The organism is Salinicola endophyticus (genome assembly GCF_003206575.1).
Taxonomy (GTDB): domain Bacteria; phylum Pseudomonadota; class Gammaproteobacteria; order Pseudomonadales; family Halomonadaceae; genus Salinicola; species Salinicola endophyticus.
In genome coordinates this window covers 57053-72751 of record NZ_PZJO01000007.1, presented here as the reverse complement: position 1 = coordinate 72751, position 15699 = coordinate 57053, and the positions used below count along the sequence as shown (strand labels likewise).

General features: G+C 66.8%; 13 protein-coding genes. 5 read left to right on the top strand and 8 right to left on the bottom strand.

Going from position 1 to position 15699, the window contains the following annotated elements:
• Positions 1–51: 51 nt before the first annotated feature.
• Positions 52–1119 carry an aldo/keto reductase gene (locus DOM66_RS15280; protein ID WP_110676002.1) on the bottom strand — a complete coding sequence of 356 codons (1068 nt, stop codon included), beginning with the start codon at positions 1117–1119 and terminating at the stop codon, positions 52–54.
• Positions 1120–1351: 232 nt separating this feature from the next.
• Between DOM66_RS15280 and DOM66_RS15275 the strand changes: the two genes are divergently transcribed.
• Positions 1352–2308: an AraC family transcriptional regulator gene (locus DOM66_RS15275; protein WP_245392458.1), complete on the top strand. Its 957-nt coding sequence runs from the start codon at positions 1352–1354 to the stop codon at positions 2306–2308.
• On the opposite strand, the gene DOM66_RS15270 is transcribed toward DOM66_RS15275, so the two are convergent.
• A complete protein-coding gene (locus tag DOM66_RS15270; protein WP_232825228.1) occupies positions 2278–2760 on the bottom strand; it encodes a C40 family peptidase in 483 nt (160 codons plus the stop codon). The two genes, DOM66_RS15275 and DOM66_RS15270, sit on opposite strands and share 31 nt — an antisense overlap.
• 306 nt (positions 2761–3066) lie before the next feature.
• On the opposite strand from DOM66_RS15270, the gene gloA reads away from it, so the two are divergent.
• The 3 genes from gloA to DOM66_RS15255 all read left to right on the top strand — a co-directional run bounded on the left by gloA (position 3067) and on the right by DOM66_RS15255 (position 7305).
• Positions 3067–3597, top strand: a complete 531-nt coding sequence (gene gloA, locus DOM66_RS15265) for a lactoylglutathione lyase (RefSeq protein ID WP_110675996.1) — start codon at positions 3067–3069, stop codon at positions 3595–3597.
• Positions 3598–3877: 280 nt separating this feature from the next.
• Entirely contained in the window at positions 3878–5533 is a 1656-nt protein-coding gene (locus tag DOM66_RS15260) for a glucan biosynthesis protein (RefSeq protein ID WP_110675994.1), read from the top strand.
• A 413-nt stretch (positions 5534–5946) separates the two neighbouring features.
• Complete coding sequence (locus DOM66_RS15255; RefSeq protein WP_110675993.1) at positions 5947–7305, top strand: Na+/H+ antiporter family protein; 1359 nt, start codon at positions 5947–5949, stop codon at positions 7303–7305.
• A gap of 46 nt (positions 7306–7351) precedes the next feature.
• On the opposite strand, the gene DOM66_RS15250 is transcribed toward DOM66_RS15255, so the two are convergent.
• Positions 7352–8263 carry a polysaccharide deacetylase family protein gene (locus DOM66_RS15250; protein WP_110690768.1) on the bottom strand — a complete coding sequence of 304 codons (912 nt, stop codon included), beginning with the start codon at positions 8261–8263 and terminating at the stop codon, positions 7352–7354.
• 173 nt (positions 8264–8436) lie between these two features.
• On the opposite strand from DOM66_RS15250, the gene DOM66_RS15245 reads away from it, so the two are divergent.
• On the top strand, positions 8437–9615 hold the full coding sequence (locus DOM66_RS15245) for a M42 family metallopeptidase (protein ID WP_223162011.1): 1179 nt from the start codon (positions 8437–8439) through the stop codon (positions 9613–9615).
• A 56-nt stretch (positions 9616–9671) separates the two neighbouring features.
• On the opposite strand, the gene DOM66_RS15240 is transcribed toward DOM66_RS15245, so the two are convergent.
• The 5 genes from DOM66_RS15240 to DOM66_RS15220 form a co-directional block, all read right to left on the bottom strand.
• A complete protein-coding gene (locus DOM66_RS15240; RefSeq protein WP_157959067.1) occupies positions 9672–10610 on the bottom strand; it encodes an efflux RND transporter periplasmic adaptor subunit in 939 nt (312 codons plus the stop codon).
• Positions 10611–10752: 142 nt separating this feature from the next.
• Entirely contained in the window at positions 10753–10968 is a 216-nt protein-coding gene (locus DOM66_RS15235) for a DUF1656 domain-containing protein (RefSeq protein WP_110675987.1), read from the bottom strand.
• The gene (locus tag DOM66_RS15230) at positions 10958–13366 is read right to left on the bottom strand and encodes an FUSC family protein (protein WP_110690766.1); all 2409 of its coding nucleotides are present in this window, start codon (positions 13364–13366) and stop codon (positions 10958–10960) included. Before DOM66_RS15230 ends, DOM66_RS15235 begins: the two co-directional genes overlap by 11 nt.
• 249 nt (positions 13367–13615) lie before the next feature.
• Positions 13616–14245: an OmpW/AlkL family protein gene (locus DOM66_RS15225; RefSeq protein ID WP_110675983.1), complete on the bottom strand. Its 630-nt coding sequence runs from the start codon at positions 14243–14245 to the stop codon at positions 13616–13618.
• Positions 14246–14395: 150 nt separating this feature from the next.
• Positions 14396–15622, bottom strand: coding sequence for a winged helix-turn-helix domain-containing protein (locus DOM66_RS15220; protein WP_110690765.1), 1227 nt, complete (start codon positions 15620–15622; stop codon positions 14396–14398).
• Between the last annotated feature and the right edge of the window lie 77 nt (positions 15623–15699).

Sequence of the window (15699 nt, the reverse complement as noted above, 5' to 3'; positions counted from 1 at the left end):
GTGGTAGCGCTGTCGGTGTTTCTCAAGCCCCTGGCCGGATTCTGTGTGGCATCAGCGCTTGTGCGCCTGGCGCAGCTGCTCGCGGCGGTAGTCGCCCTGGCGTTCGAGCATCCAGCCGGGGTACTCGGCGGGCAGGGCACTGACCTGATCGAGCCGCGCCAGCTCGTCGTCGCTCAGCGTGACCTGGGTCGAGGCGATGTTGTCGTCGAGCTGATCGAGCCGCTTGGCGCCGACGATCACGCTGGTCACACGCGGCTGGTGCAGTAGCCAGGCCAGGGCGATCTGGGCCACCGAGACGCCCTTGGCGTCGGCGATCTCGCGCATGGTGTCGATGCAGTCGAAGCCGCGTTCGCGGTCGACCGGCGGGAAGTCGAAGGTGGTACGGCGGTTGCCGGCCTGGGCCTCGCCGTCGCGTGAGTACTTGCCGCTGAGCAGGCCGCCCGCCAGCGGGCTCCACACCATCAGCCCCAGATCCTCGCTCTCGAGCATGGGGATCAGCTCGCGCTCCAGGTCGCGTCCGGCCACGGTGTAGTAGGCCTGCAGCGATTCGAAGCGGTGCCAGCCGTTGCGCTGGGCGATCCCCAGGGCCTTCATGATCTGCCACGCGGCCCAGTTGGAGACGCCGACGTAGCGCACGTGCCCATGCTCGACCAGCGTGTGCAGGGCGCGCACGGTCTCCTCGATCGGCGTGGCGGGATCGAAGCCATGGATCTGGTAGAGGTCGATATGGTCGAGCTGCAGCCGTTTCAGGCTCGCCTTGACCCCCTCCATGATGTGGTAGCGCGAGGCGCCGCGATTGTTGACCCCGGTCGAGCGGTAGGGGTCGTCGGTGCCGGTGGGGCCGAACACCTTGGTCGCGACCACCACATCGTCACGCGCCACGCCGAGGTTCTTGAGCGCCTGGCCGGTGATCACTTCCGACTGCCCCTGGGAGTAGACATCGGCGGTATCGATGAAGTTGATGCCGGCGTCGAGCGCGCGACCGACCAGCTTGTCCGCGTCCGCCTGCTGTAGATCGCCGATCTGGCGCCACATGTCACCGTCGCCGCCGAAGGTCATGGTGCCGAGACAGAGTTCGGAGACGAACAGGCCGGTATTGCCGAGCTTGCTGTAACGCATGGGGAGAGCTCCTGACACGAGAATGAAGGGCGCGACGTCGAGCGTCGCCGCTGCCACCCCAGTATGGTCAAGCCCGGTCGCGGAGACTGGCTCGATCCGGTCGGATATTTGCTCAAAACTCTTTGTCGTCTTGATGGCCGCCACACCGGCTTTCGGCTTGGCGTAAGCTGTTCCTGGCGCGACAGAACAGGAGGGGAGAGCCGTGCGGCTTTATCGGATGGGAGAGATGGCGATGTCGGCACGTCAGGAGACGGCTGCTGCGAACGCCCAGGCGCTGCGCCAGGAGCTGATCGAGTTGCTCGATCGTCTGACCCGTGGGCGCCAGGGCAAGTTGCCCACGGCGATCCCCGGGCTCGGCATCAATCGGTTCGATGCGCCGCAGCCGCCGCGCCACGTCATTCACGACCCGGTCTTCAGCGTGATCGCCCAGGGCGCCAAGCAGTTGGCGGTGGGGGAGACGCTGTTCGAGTACGACCCCATGCACAGCCTGCTCGCCGCGGTCGATATGCCGGTGCTGGCCGAGGTCACCCAGGCCAGCCGCGAACGCCCCTATCTGGGGCTGCGCCTGGATCTGGATCTCGAGTGCATCGGTGAGCTGCTGCGCGATCCCGGGCTACCCGCCATCGCCACCGGCGAGACTGCGGGCGGGCTCAGCGTGAGCGACCTGGAAACACCGCTGCTGGAGGCCTGCGTGCGCCTGCTGCGGCTGCTCGAGACGCCAGCGGACATCGCCGTCCTGGCACCGATGCTGCGGCGGGAGATCTTCTATCGCCTGCTGCGCGGTGAGCAGGGCGCACGACTGGCGCAGATCGCCAGCCAGGAGAGCCACGCTCACCGGGTGGCAGCGGCGGTGCGGCGGCTGCGCGAGCGTTACGCCGAGCCATTGACGATCACCGAGCTGGCCGCCGGCGTGCACATGAGCGTGTCCGCCTTCCATCATCACTTCAAGGCGGTCACGGCGATGAGCCCGCTGCAGTATCAGAAGCGGCTGCGGCTGCAGGAGGCGAGGCGATTGCTGCTGGGCGAGGGGCTGGAGGTGACGCTGGCGGCGCAGCGCGTGGGCTATGCCAGCCTGTCCCAGTTCAGCCGCGAGTATCGACGCTGCTTCGGACTGTCGGCGCAGCAGGACCGCCAGCGCTGGCGTCGCGGTGAGCGGAGTCAGTCGGTCGGGGCCGCTGCCCCCAGGTAGTGCTTGCGCCAGTAGCGCACGTCCAGCGACGAGACCGTCACCGTGCGGCCGCTGCCGGGGGCGTGGATCATCTGGCGGTGGCCCATGTAGATGCCGACATGGGTGGCGCGGTTGCCGCCGCCGAAGAACAGTAGATCGCCGGGGCGGGCGACATCGATCTCGGGCAGGGCGTGGTACTGCTGGTTGGCGGTGCGTGGCAGCTGTACGCCGATCTTGGCGTAGGCCATCTGCACCAGCCCCGAGCAGTCGTAGCCGGCGGGGGTGCTGCCACCCCAGCGGTAGGGCGTGCCGAGGGCATTTTTGGCCGCTGCCATGACCAGGATGCGCGAGATCGAAAGGTTGTCGCCGTCGATCGCCGGGCCGCTGTCGCGGGTGACGATCGCCTTCTGGGTGCTGCAGCCGGCAGCGAGTAGCAGCAGAGTGCAGAGCAGTAGCCAGCCTAAGGTTCGCACAGGGGCCTTGATGGATGTGCCACTCGGGGTTGTCGCAGAACAGCGTGTCGCGGGTGTCGCCATGCCTACTCGTCTCGCGCCGGTTTGTCAGGAGTGTAGAGCAGGCCGCGGGCAGGCAACAGCGCGTTGCCCCTGCCCGGTTGAGACGCGGGGGTACGCTCCCCATCTCTCTACGACAGGCCTGCAAGGCTATAGGTTTTCAAGGCTATAGGTTTTCAAGCACCAGATGCTGTCGTCGCGAACGGCATTCAGCCCGGTCGCGCCGCGCATGCATCATTATCGATCATACACAGCAGGAGAGTGCCCATGAGTATCGCCGAAGACCAGGTGCCGGGCGTCGAGCCCGCCACTGCCGAGAGTCAGGGCTTCGTGTTCAACCACACCATGCTGCGGGCCAAGGACCCCAAGGTTTCGCTGGCGTTCTACACCCGGGTGTTCGGCATGCGTCTGCTGCGCAAGCTCGACTTCCCGGAGATGCAGTTCACGCTCTACTTTCTCGGTCACGCCGAGGCGGGAGAGGTCCCGGAGGATGACGCCGAGCGCACCGCCTATACCTTCTCGCAGAAGGGCGTGCTCGAACTGACCCACAACTGGGGCAGCGAGAACGACCCCGAGCTCAGCTATCACGACGGTAACGCCGAGCCCCAGGGCTTCGGTCATATCTGCTTCGCGGTGCCGGATCTGGCAGCCGCCGAGCGCTGGTTCGACGCCAACGATGTCGAATTCAAGAAGCGCGCCAACGAAGGCAAGATGCCCAACGTGGTGTTCGTCAAGGACCCGGACGGCTACTGGATCGAGGTGGTACAGCCCGCGCTCTCCGCCGGCCTCGGCGACTGAGCCGCGCGCTGCCGCTGCACTGGTCGGCGTCGCCCCGACGCCGGCCAGCCCCGATCTGTCGACCTTTCCGGCGTTACCCCATCTACCCCCGTTATTCGCCCCGTGCTCACGGTAGCCGTCGATTCCGCTCCCTCGACCGGCCATCGACGGGAACCCATCTGCCCGACCAGCGTCTTATCATGGGATTTTATCGATGCAGCCCGGCGCGCGACGATCGGGTATGCTGCCAATCGTTGGTCCACCGAGGTCGGACTCGAGACGCAAAAAGGATGGGGTGTTCATGGATCGTAGAAGTGTACTGAAAAGTGCCATTGCACTGGCGGCCTGGTATGGCGTGCCTTCGGCGCCACTGTTCGCGGCGGCAAAGGCATCCAGCGGTATCGCCGACGGCAAGTCGCAGGCATTCAGTTTCGACTGGCTCAAGCAGTACGCCGGTTCGCTGGCGGCGAAGCCCTACCAGAGCACGGTCGAGAAGTTGCCACCGACGCTGGCCAACCTCACGCCGCAGCAGTACAACGCCATCGGCTACGATCCGGCCCACTCGCTGTGGCACGACATGAAGGGGCCGCTGGATATCCAGTTCTTCCATGTCGGCATGGCCTTCAATCAGCCGGTGCGGATGTACTCGATCGACCCGGAGACGCAGCAGGCCAAGGAGATCCACTTCCGCCCGGAGCTGTTCGACTACAGCAAGGCGGACGTCGATGTCTCCCAGCTCGAGGGCCAGGGCGATCTCGGCTTCGCCGGCTTCCGCGTGTTCAAGGCGCCGTCGCTGACCCAGCGCGACATCGTCTCCTTCCTGGGCGCCAGCTACTTCCGCGCGGTCGACGACACCTATCAGTACGGCCTGTCGGCACGCGGCGTGGCGGTCAACACCTATACCGACGGTAAGCGCGAGGAGTTCCCCGCCTTCACCCGCTTCTGGTTCGAAACGCCGAAGCCGGGCAGCACCACCTTCACCGCCTATGCGCTGCTCGATTCACCGAGCCTCGCCGGGGCCTATCGCTTCATCATCCACTGCGAAGAGACCCGCGTGGTGATGGAGATCGACAACCATCTCTACCCGCGTGAGACGATCGCCCAGCTCGGCATTTCGCCGATGACCAGCATGTTCAGCTGCGGTACCCAGCAGCGTGACATGTGCCTGACCTTCCACCCGCAGATCCACGACTCCGACCGCCTGTCGATGTGGCGCGGCAACGGCGAGTGGGTGTGCCGGCCGCTCAACAACCCGCCGCGGCTGCAGTTCAACACCTTCGACGACGACAGCCCCAAGGGCTTCGGGCTGTTGCAGACGGATCACGACTTCGAGAGCTACGAAGATATCGTCGGCAACTACCACGCGCGTCCGAGCCTGTGGGTCGAGCCCAAGGGTAACTGGGGCAAGGGCGAGATCCAGATGCTGGAGATCCCCACCACCGGCGAGACCATGGACAACGTGGTGGCGTTCTGGAAGCCGGCCAAGCCGGTGAAACCCGGCGAGACCTTCAGCTACGGCTACAAGCTCTATTGGAGCGCGCTGCCGCCGGTGCAGAGCGACCTGGCACGGGTGCGCAAGACCTTCACCGGTATCGGTGGTTTCCCCGAAGGGTGGGCGCCGGGCGAGCACTACCCCAAGGTGTGGGCGCAGCGTATCGCGGTCGACTTCGTCGGCGGCGAGCTCAAGCACTTCTACGACGACGGGATTCCGGTACACGCCCAGCTCGATGTGCCCGATGGCAAGGTCGAGCAGGTCGAGATCCTGTGGGTGGAGGAGGTCAACGCCTTCCGCATCCAGTTCGACTGGTATCCGACCAGCGACTCCACGGATCCGATCAATATGCGCCTGACCCTCAACGCCGATGGCAAGACGGTCAGCGAGACCTGGCTCTATCAGTACTTCCCGCCGGCACCGGAGGATCGCAAGTACCCGGCGCACCCCAACGAGGCGAGCTGAGCGACGCCTCGGGCGGCTGATATCAGCCTGTGACATCCAGAAGGGCGGCCCCACCGGGCCGCCCTTCTGGTTTCCAGGGGCTGGCGTCGTCTAGGGGATGGCGTCCAGGGGCTGGTGCGTGCCGTACGGTGCGAGGCGTGCAGGCCGCAGGCATTGGATCGGCCATATTGCGACGATCCTCCTGGTTTCTGAGTGTCTGTGATCGTTTTCGCCACCATTCGCGCCTTTTCGCCATCTAGGTGGGTCGAGTGACCGCTGCCAATCCGATGTGACCCGAGGCCTGGAGGCGTCGGCAGAGGAGGAAAATCGTGGCTTCCCCTGGCGTTCGCGGCCTGTAGCGATATCATCGGCGGCTTCGCGCGTAGGGTCGGCCGTTGGCGCCGGCGTCATGAAGCAGAGAGTCGAGGCGACGCATGAATGCAGTGGTTCTGGCCATCCTGGTGATGGTCACGTTGAGTCTGGCCCGGGTATCGGTGGTCTTCGCGCTGATCGTGGCGGCGCTGGTCGGTGGCTTGTATGCCGGCCTGCCGCTGGCGACGATCCTCACCGCGTTCAACGACGGGCTGGGCGGTGGCGCCACGGTGGCGCTCTCCTACGCGGTGCTGGGGGCTTTTGCCGTGGCGCTGTCGCGCTCCGGTATCACCCAGTGGCTATCCCACCGGGCGGTGGGCAAGCTGGCGCTGGATGGCAGCGGGCCGTCGCGGCGCAGCGTGATCCTGGGTCTGCTGGGCTGTCTGCTGCTGGCGGCGATCAGCTCGCAGAACCTGATACCGGTGCATATCGCCTTCATCCCCATCCTGGTGCCGCCGCTGCTGGGGCTGATGAATCGGCTCAAGCTGGACCGCCGCGCAGTGGCCTGCGTGATCACCTTCGGTATCACCGCGCCCTACATGCTGCTGCCGGTGGGGTTCGGGGCGATCTTCCTCAACGACATCCTGCTCAGCAACGTCAACGCCAGCGGCGCCGCCTACGGGCTGCAGGTGCAGGCATCGCAGGTGCCACTGGCCATGGCGATTCCCATCGGCGGCATGGCGCTGGGGCTGCTCACCGCGGTGTTCTTCAGCTATCGCGGCCAGCGCCACTACGAGGATCTGCCCTATGTCGGCGAGAGCCCGGCCGATGAGCACGATCCGGCGGCCAGCGCCGGCGGACTGGCGCTATGGCAGAAACTGCTGCTGCTCGTGTCGCTGGCGGGCACGGTGCTGGTGCAGCTCTACACCGATTCGATGGTGCTGGGCGGGCTGTTCGGTTTCGCCGTGCTCTCGTTCACCGGGGTCTTCCGCTGGCACGAGCAGGACAGCGTCTTCACCGAAGGCATGCGCATGATGGCGCTGGTCGGCTTCATCATGATCGCCGCTGCCGGCTTCGCCAGCGTGATGCAGGCGACCGGCGCGGTCGACAGCCTGGTCGGCAGCTCCACCGCGCTGATCGGTGACCACAAGGGGCTGGCGGCGCTGATCATGCTGCTGGTGGGGCTGTTCATCACCATGGGGATCGGCTCGTCGTTCTCGACCATCCCGATCATCGCCTCGCTCTATGTACCGCTGGCGCTCAACTTCGGCTTCTCGCCGCTGGCCACGATCGCCCTGGTGGGCACCGCGGCGGCGCTGGGCGACGCCGGCTCGCCGGCCTCCGACTCGACCCTGGGGCCGACCGCGGGGCTCAATGCCGACGGCCAGCACGACCACATCTGGGACAGCGTGGTGCCCACCTTCCTGCACTACAACGTGCCGCTGCTGGTGTTCGGCTGGATCGCCGCGATGACGCTCTGAGCGCCGCCGAGGCTCATCCGGCGCTCATGCGGGGCACTCCTGGCGTTCACTCAGGGGCAGGGGCGGCCGCCTCTGCCTGCACCTGACGGGCGATGGCCCCGGGAGTGGTCCACCATACCCCCTCGGCCTCGCGGTAGCCGGCCAGCTCGGTGAGCACCTCGCGCAGCTGGCGCAGGCGGAACGGCTGGCCCACCAGCCAGTGGTGCAGGGCGATCCCCATCACCAGTCGCTGCTGCTGCGACTGCGCCAGCAGCTCCAGGAACTGATCGCGGATCATAGTGCAGAACTCCTGCATGCTCACCCGGTGGGCGGAGATGGTGGGAATGTCGTTGACCTCCTGCGGATAGGGGATCGACCACAGCGTGCCCGCGGTGGTGCGCATGGCGGTCGGGCGGTCGTCATGGGCCCAGTTGAGAAGGTAGTCGAAGCCCGCCTCGGCGAGCAGGTCGGGCGTACGCTCGCTCTCCGAGATCCAGGGTGAGAGCCAACCGCTCGGCGCCTGGCCCAGGTGGGTCGCCAGACGCTCACGGCAGGCGACGATCAGGCGGCGCTCGGCGGCTTCCTCGAGCTGCCCCTGACGCTCGGCGTTGGTGTGGCCATGGGCGATGATCTCGTCGCCCCGCGCGGCGAACGCCTCGAGCAGCTCGGGGCAGTGGTCGAGCAGCGCGGTATTGGCGATCACCCCTGCCGGCAGATTCAACGATTCGAACAGTGCCAGACAGCGCCAGGCGCCGACCCGGTTGCCATAGTCACGCCAGGCGTAGTTGAGCACGTCCGGCTCGCCCTCGGGGGCCGGAGGGGCGATGCCCACGCCGCGCCCCTCGCCGAAGGCGTAGTGCTCCAGGTTGAAGCCGAGATAGACCGCCAGGCGGGTCTCGCCGGGCCAGTGGGCGGGATCGTGGTCGGTGATCGGGCGGTAGGGAAAGCGGCCGTGGTGGCGCAGAAGGGGTTGAGACATCCTGTCGGTTCCTGTCCGTCATGGGGCGCTGGCGCGGCGGGGGAGCGCCGGGGCCAGCGGATCTCCCCAGCGTAGCCTGCTCGTTGCGCTGGCGCTGCCCATTCGCGGCGCGGCACTGCTAAGCTGGACGAGGAATCCTCCTCTTCACGACAGACACCAGTCAGGAAGGTGGTATGAGCAAGAGCACCGGCAAGAGCGCTAGTTCCAGCAAGAACGCTAGTTCCAGCAAGAACACCAAGGCCAAGACGCCGAAACGCACGCGCAGCGGCGGCAAGCCGCTCGACGATCAGGCGATGGCGTTCCTCGAGCGCTATCTCAACAACGCATCCCCCACCGGCTACGAGTGGGAGGGCCAGAAGCTGTGGATGGAGTATCTGCGCCCCTACGTGGATGAGTTCATCACCGACACCTATGGCACTGCGGTGGGCGTGATCAACCCCGACGCCGAGTACAAGGTGGTGATCGAGGGGCACGCCGACGAGATCTCCTGGTACGTCAACTACATCACCGACAACGGCCTGATCTACGTCATCCGCAACGGCGGCAGCGACCATCAGATCGCCCCCTCCAAGCGGGTCAATATCCACACCGACAACGGCATCGTGCCCGGCGTCTTCGGCTGGCCGGCGATCCATACCCGTCGCCAGGGGCCGCAGGAGAAGCCGCCGGAGCTGGACAACATCTTCATCGACGTCGGTGCCAGCACCAAGGACGAGGTCGAGGCGCTGGGCGTGCATGTCGGTTGCGTGATCACCTACCCGGACGAGTTCTTCGTGCTCAATGGCGACAAGTTCGTCTGCCGCGCGATCGACAACCGCATCGGCGGCTTCATGATCGCGGAAGTGGCGCGGCTGCTGAAGGCGCGCAAGCAGAAGCTCGATGTCGGCCTCTATATCGTCAACGCGGTGCAGGAGGAAGTGGGGCTGCGCGGGGCGGAGATGATCGCCGAGCGGTTGAAGCCGAACGTGGCGATCGTCACCGACGTCAGCCACGACACCTCGACGCCGATGATCGAACCCAAGCGCGAGGGCGCCAACAAGATCGGCGACGGCCCGGTGATCTGCTACGCCCCGGCGATCCAGAACAAGCTGCGCGAGCGCCTGATCCAGGTCGCCAACGCGCAGAAGATCCCGTTCCAGCGTCTGCCGCGTTCGCGGGCCACCGGCACCGATACCGATGCCTTCGCCTACTCCAACTCGGGGGTGGCCTCGGCGCTGATCTCGCTGCCGCTGCGCTATATGCACACCACCGTGGAGATGGTCCACAAGCAGGACGTCGAGCATGTGATCGAGCTGATCTACCACACGCTGCTCGACATCAAGCCCGGCGAGACCTTCAGCTACTTCGAGTGATGGCCGGCGCCTGACGCCTCCCGACCCGCGCCGGCGTTATCGCCGGCGCGCGGTTCTCACACGCTGATCAGATTTTCCCACCACCGCTTTACCGACACCCACCAGTCTGGCTGCGTCTCGTGCTCGGCGCGATCGCCGCCGAGATAGATGGTGGCGGTGAGTCCGGCGGAGAGCTTGGTCCCCGGCGGAATGTCGTCGAGGGCGATACGCACCGGAATGCGCTGCGACAGCCGCACCCAGTCGAAGGAGGCGTTGACCGAGGCCAGCCCGCCGTTCTGGTTGCTCAGGCTGCTGTCGCTGATGCCGCGGGCGAAGCTGTCGACATGGCCCCAGATCGGGCGACCGTTGGCCAGCAGTTGGACCCGCGCCGGCTCGCCGATCTCGATGCTGTCGAGCTTGGTCTCCTCGAAGTAGCCCAGGGCGTAGAAGCTGTTGGCATCGACCAGGGTGAGGGTGTCGGCCCCCACACCGACATACTGCCCCGGACGCAGCAGCAGGTTGGTGACATAGCCATCCACCGGGGCGCGCACCGTCGCTCGCTCCAGATCGAGTTCGGCCTTGGCCACCTCGACCGTGGCTTGTTCGACTGCGGCCTGGGCGGTCGACAGGGCGAAGCGGGCGTTGTCCTTGTCCTCCTGGGAGACGTAGTTCTTCAACTGCTGGCGCCGGCCGCTGGCGGCCTGGGCCTCGTCGCGCTGCTGTTGCAGGCGGTTCAGGTTGGCACGGGCATCGTCGAGGGCCAGCTGATAGCGGCGCTTGTCGATGGTGAAGAGCACGTCGCCCTTGGCCACCCGCTGGTTGTCATGGACCTCGAGATCGTCGACCAGCCCCGCCACGTCGGTGCCGAGATGGATGACGTCGGCGCGGATACGTCCGTCCCGGGTCCACGGGTCGTGCATGTAGTGGTTCCAGATCTCGGCCACGGCGACCAGGGCCGCCGCCACCAGGATCAGCGTCAGGGTCAGGCGGATCGCCTGGCGGAGTCGGTGGGTCATGGTCATGGTGTCTCTTGTCTCGGTCTCGGGCAGCCTGGCGTTGTCGATCAGGCGTTGTCGATCAGGTCTTGTCGATCAGATGTTGTCGATCGGATCTAGCGGTATCCCTGCCGGCAGCGGCGGGCGACCGGCGCCAGCACGATCATGGGGCGATCGGCAGTGCGCCGCTGAGCGCGAGCACCGCCCACAGTAGCAGGGCGAAGATCGCGATATCGGCCAGCACCGGCTGCCATAGCCAGTGATAGAGCCGCCAGCGCACGAACAGCCGCCGGATCAGCAGATAGAGCGCCAGCGCCAGCAGGACCGGCAGCGCCAGCGGAGGCAGCAGAAAGCCGAGAAACGACCACTCAGCGAACATGTGGATCTTCTCCCGTATCGGGCTCGTCCGAGCCGCTATCTGTCTCGTTCGTGCCCGTGTCTGGCGCATCCGGGCCGGTATTTGTCTCGCTCACGTCCGAGTCTGGCTCATCCGGGCTGCTATCTGTCTCGTTCACACTCGTGTCCGGCGCATCCGGGCCGCTATCCGTTTCGTTCACGTTCGTGTCTGGCGCATCCGGGCCGCTATCCGTCTCGTTCGCGCCCGTCTCTGGCTCATCCGAGCCGGTATCCGTCTCGTTCACGTCCGCGTCCGGCTGGCTCGGCTCCGGCGCGGCCGTCGCGCCCGGCGTGGCGGTGGGCGCTGCCATGACTGCCTCTGCCTGGTCGGCGTCCTGCGGCGCCGGGGCCGTGGTGTCGCCCTGTTCCAGTGTGACACCGGGGGCCGCGCGCATCAGGTGCCCGAGCATGGCGATCTCGCCGATGCTGGCGATGGGCAGGCGGGTCTCGTGGTAGAGCCGCTCGACCCAGGCGATCGCCTCGTCGGCGAGCTGGCGCCAGACCGCCGGGTCGTGGCGCTGGCGCGCCAGCAGGCGCGTGCCGATGCCTGCCAGCCACGCCTCTATCGCCTCGCGGTGCACGCCCAGCTCCGGACCCTGGCGGCGAATGCGCCACACGCACAGGGCCAGGGCGTGGAGATCGATCGCCTCGCGCAGGGCGGTATCGCTGCCACCCAGCGCCACCAAGCGGCCGAGGCGGTCGTAGAGGCGGCTCTCCAGGCGCGCGCGGCTGGGCTGGCTGCGCTCGCCGAGCAGCCGCGCCAGTCCCTGCCAGTAGGCCGACATCAGGGTGCGAATCCGCTCGTGCGGCGAGCGCTGACGCATCACCGAGTAGGTGATCATCGCCACCAGCGTGCCGATGATCGAGGCCACACCGCCGTTGATATAGCGTGCCGGGGCGAAGGTGTAGGTCGAGTTGAGATTGAGCAGGGTCATCATGGTGATCGCGCCGGCCAGACCCATCGCCGACCAGCGCGGGTGCGGCGTCAGCAGGGTGCCGATGGTCACCGGTACCGCCACTGCCAGGGCCAGCAGCGGGAAGCCGTTGATCACCGGCAGCACCAGGAACAGCAGCACGCCGCCCAGTATCACCGCCGCCAGCGATCCCCAGAGAAACTGATAGACCACCGCCGCGGGGTTGGGCGCCTTGGCGAACAGCATGGTGAAGACCCCCAGCAGCATCATCGCCAGATAGCCCGAGTGCCAGCCGCTGTGGATCCAGTAAAGCCCCAGCAGCTCGAAGGCGATGAATACACGCAGGGCGTTGTAGCGTGCCACGAAGTGCTCGTTGTGGGTGGTGCGCGAGCGGCGCTTTCGCGGCAATGTCTCGATCCGCGCCGAATCGGGGGCGGCCAGGGCGTGGCGCAGGCGCTGGCCGTGGTGGAGCAGGTCGAGCACCTCGCCCAGGCGCTGGCGCACCAGCTCGGCGCGGGTACGGCTGCGCGGCGAGACCTGATCGGGGTCCCAGTCGAACGCATCCAGTACCACCGGCTCATCCGGCGCGGCGGCGGGCTCGGCGGCGATGCGCTCGAGCACCGGCAGGGCCTGGTCGAGCAGCGGCGCCAGCCAGCGCTGGCCATCGTCGCAGGCGCGCAGGTAGTCCAGGGCGGTCTCCAGCTCGCGGATCGCGGTGATCAGCGCCAGGCTGTCACTGGCGAAACGGTCCAGGGCCGGGATGAAGTGGCTCAGCCGCCGGGTCTCCAGGCGGGTCAGCCCGCGCAGCTTCTGGAACTGCTGGTAGTGGCCCAGCAGGCGCTTGAACTGGCTGTCGCGCAGCGCCCGCGAGCGTGGCTGCGCCAGCGCGGCGAGGGTGTCGCGGGCGCCTTCGGCGAGAAACTCGGAGAGCGTCTGCGGCAGCGCGCGGCTGCCGAAGCGGGGCGCAATGGCGATATGCATCAGCAGCGCACAGCCGATGCCCAGGGCGGTCTCGCTGAAGCGCGCCTGGGCCACGTGCCACACCTGATCGACCCCGGTGCCGATGGCGGTCAGCGAGACCAGGGTCGCTGTATAGCCGCTGAGCATCATCACGTAGCCGAGATACTCGTCCTGCTCGAGCATCACCCAGTACATGCAGAAGGCCAGCCAGCCGCCGGCAAACAGCAGATAGAGCATCGGCTGCTGGCCGAACAGCGAGATCAGCACCAGCCCGACGATGGCGCCGAACAGGGTGCCGAACAGCCGCGCCACGCCGCGCCCGATGATGATGCCGATGGGCGGTGTGCCGCCGGTGAACATGACCGGCTGCAGGGTCACGATCATCACCGCCAGGATGGACCAGGCGGGCTGATAGAGATCCAGGCGCATGGCCAGGAACAGTGCCAGCCAGACGGCGAGCAAGGTCCTCAGGGCGAGCAGCCAGTGATCGGCGGGAATGCGTGTCATAAAAGAACCAGAGCCCGGAGGTGTGCACACGCCCGGGCCAGTCGTCGATGTCTCGAAAAAGACGCGAAAAAGTGAACTAACAGTTAGTCTGCGAAGTATCACATCGACTACGACGTTTGTCTAGCGCCGGCCAGCGGATTGGGTCAGACGAAAAAAAGGCCACCGCACGGGTGGCCAAGGAGAGAGTGGGAGCTCCCTGAGAAGATCGAGTCGCCGGCCCTGCCGGCCGGCGGCTTTAAACGTGGTTACCTAGAAGCGGTAGCCGAGGCCCGCCATCACCACCCAGGGGTCGATATGCAGGGTGGTGTCGTAGGACTGCCCGCCCACCTTGGCAGTGGCATCGGAGTCGATATCGAGATACCAGGCAGCGGCGTTGAGCGACCAGTGATCGTCGATCAGCAGATCGACCCCCAACTGACCGGCGGCGCCCCAGGAGTCGTCCAGGTCGAGACTGGCGCCGGGTACGTCGATCTTTTCATCGGAAAAGTGGGTGTAGTTGAGACCCGCGCCGACATAGGGCTGGACCCAGGCATCGGTGCCGCCGAGCGGGTAGTACTGCAGCGTCAGGGTCGGCGGCAGGTGCTTGATCGAGGCGCCGTCGTTGCCGTTCAGATTGATGTCGTGCTTGAACGGTGCCGCTGCCAGCAGTTCCACCCCGAATTTGTCGTGAAAGCGATAGCCCAGTGTGAAGGCGAAGTTGCTCTTGTCCTGGACATCGACATCGATACCGAGGTCATCGAAGCGCCCGTTGTCGTCCTTGGGCGAGACCTTGGCCACCCCGAAGTGGGTGAACCAGTCGCCGGCGCCATAGGCGAGGGCGGTGCTGCTCGGCAGTGCGGTAGCCACGGCGACGGCAGCGAGACAGAGATGACGAGTCATTACGTTCATTAGCGTTCCCTTGTGCGATCCACAAGCACAGGTTACGCGGTAAAAACCTTATGGATAATGTGGTTATTTGTCGCAAAAGCAAACTTAGGCTGCGTACCGACCCTGGTTTTGACGCAACGCCGTCTCATCCCAGACGCCGTCTCATCCCAGATGGTGGGCGAGCCACTGCCCCGGCGGTCGGTCATCGTGCAGCTGCAGGCTCAGCCCGAGCCACGCTGCCAGGCGCTCGAGTTCACCCGATAGCGCGCCCAGGGCGTCGGCGTCCAGCGTGGCCCCCGGCTCCGGATGCAGCGCTAGCACGGCGAGCTGGCCATCGCCGCGGCGCGCGCGCAGATCGAGTCGGGCGATCAGGCGCTCGCGATAGAGGAAGGGCATGACGTAGTAGCCGTAGCGCCGCTGCGCCGGCGGCACGTAGAACTCCAGCCGGTAGTGGAAATCGAATAGCCGCTCGGTGCGCTCACGCGCCCAGATCAGCGAGTCGAACGGAGACAGCAGCGCCGCGGCCTCGACCCGGCGCGGCACCCGTGGCGTACCGCAGACGAAGGCGGTATGACGCCAGCCGTGCACCGCTACCGGGGTCAGGGTGGCGTCCTCCACCAGCGTCGCCAGCGCCGCGCGGCTATCCTCGGGCGCCAAGCGGTAGTAGTCGCGCAGGTCGCGTTCGGTGGCGACTCCGAGCGCCTGGGCGGCGTGGCGCAGCAGCTCGCGGTGTGCCTCCAGCAGGGTCGGCTCGGGGCGCGCGAGCACAGCGGCGGGGATCACCCGCTCGGGCAGATCGTAGAGGCGCTCGAAGCCGCGACGGCTGGCCACGGTCACCTCGCCGGCGGCGAACAGCCACTCCAGCGCCTGCTTCTCGTCGCTCCAGTCCCACCAGGCGCCGGCCGGCCCGTCGCGAGTGCTGAGTTCGCCGGCGCCGAGCGGGCCCTGGGCGGCGACCCGCGCCAGCACCTGGTCGATCAACGGGCGCTGCTCGCGTCCGAAGCGTGCCAGATGCTTGTAGATGCCCTGACCGCGGCGCGCCCGATGCATGCGCCAGCGCAGCGCCGGGTAGCTTGGGAGTGGCAGCAGCGAGGCTTCGTGCCCCCAGTACTCGAACAGGCTGCGCTGGCGATTGCGGCCCCAGGCGAGCTCGTCGAGCAGCGCCCTGGGGTAGGCGCCGAGACGCGCAAAGAGCGGCAGGTAGTGCGAGCGGGCGAGGGCGTTGACCGAGTCGATCTGGAGCACGCCGAGTCGGTTCAGCAGCCGGCGAAGATGGCCGCGGTCGATCGCTGTGGTGGGGGTGGCACCGAAACCCTGGGCGCGCAGCGTCAGACGGCGGGCCTGAGCCGGTGTCAGCGTATCCTGGGTGGGGGGTATAGCGGCGGGCATGGCGGCTCGCGTCGGCGACATATGGCGATCAGTCTCGTCGACGCGAGTGTGAAAGGCCAGCGACGCGCGCCGCCGGC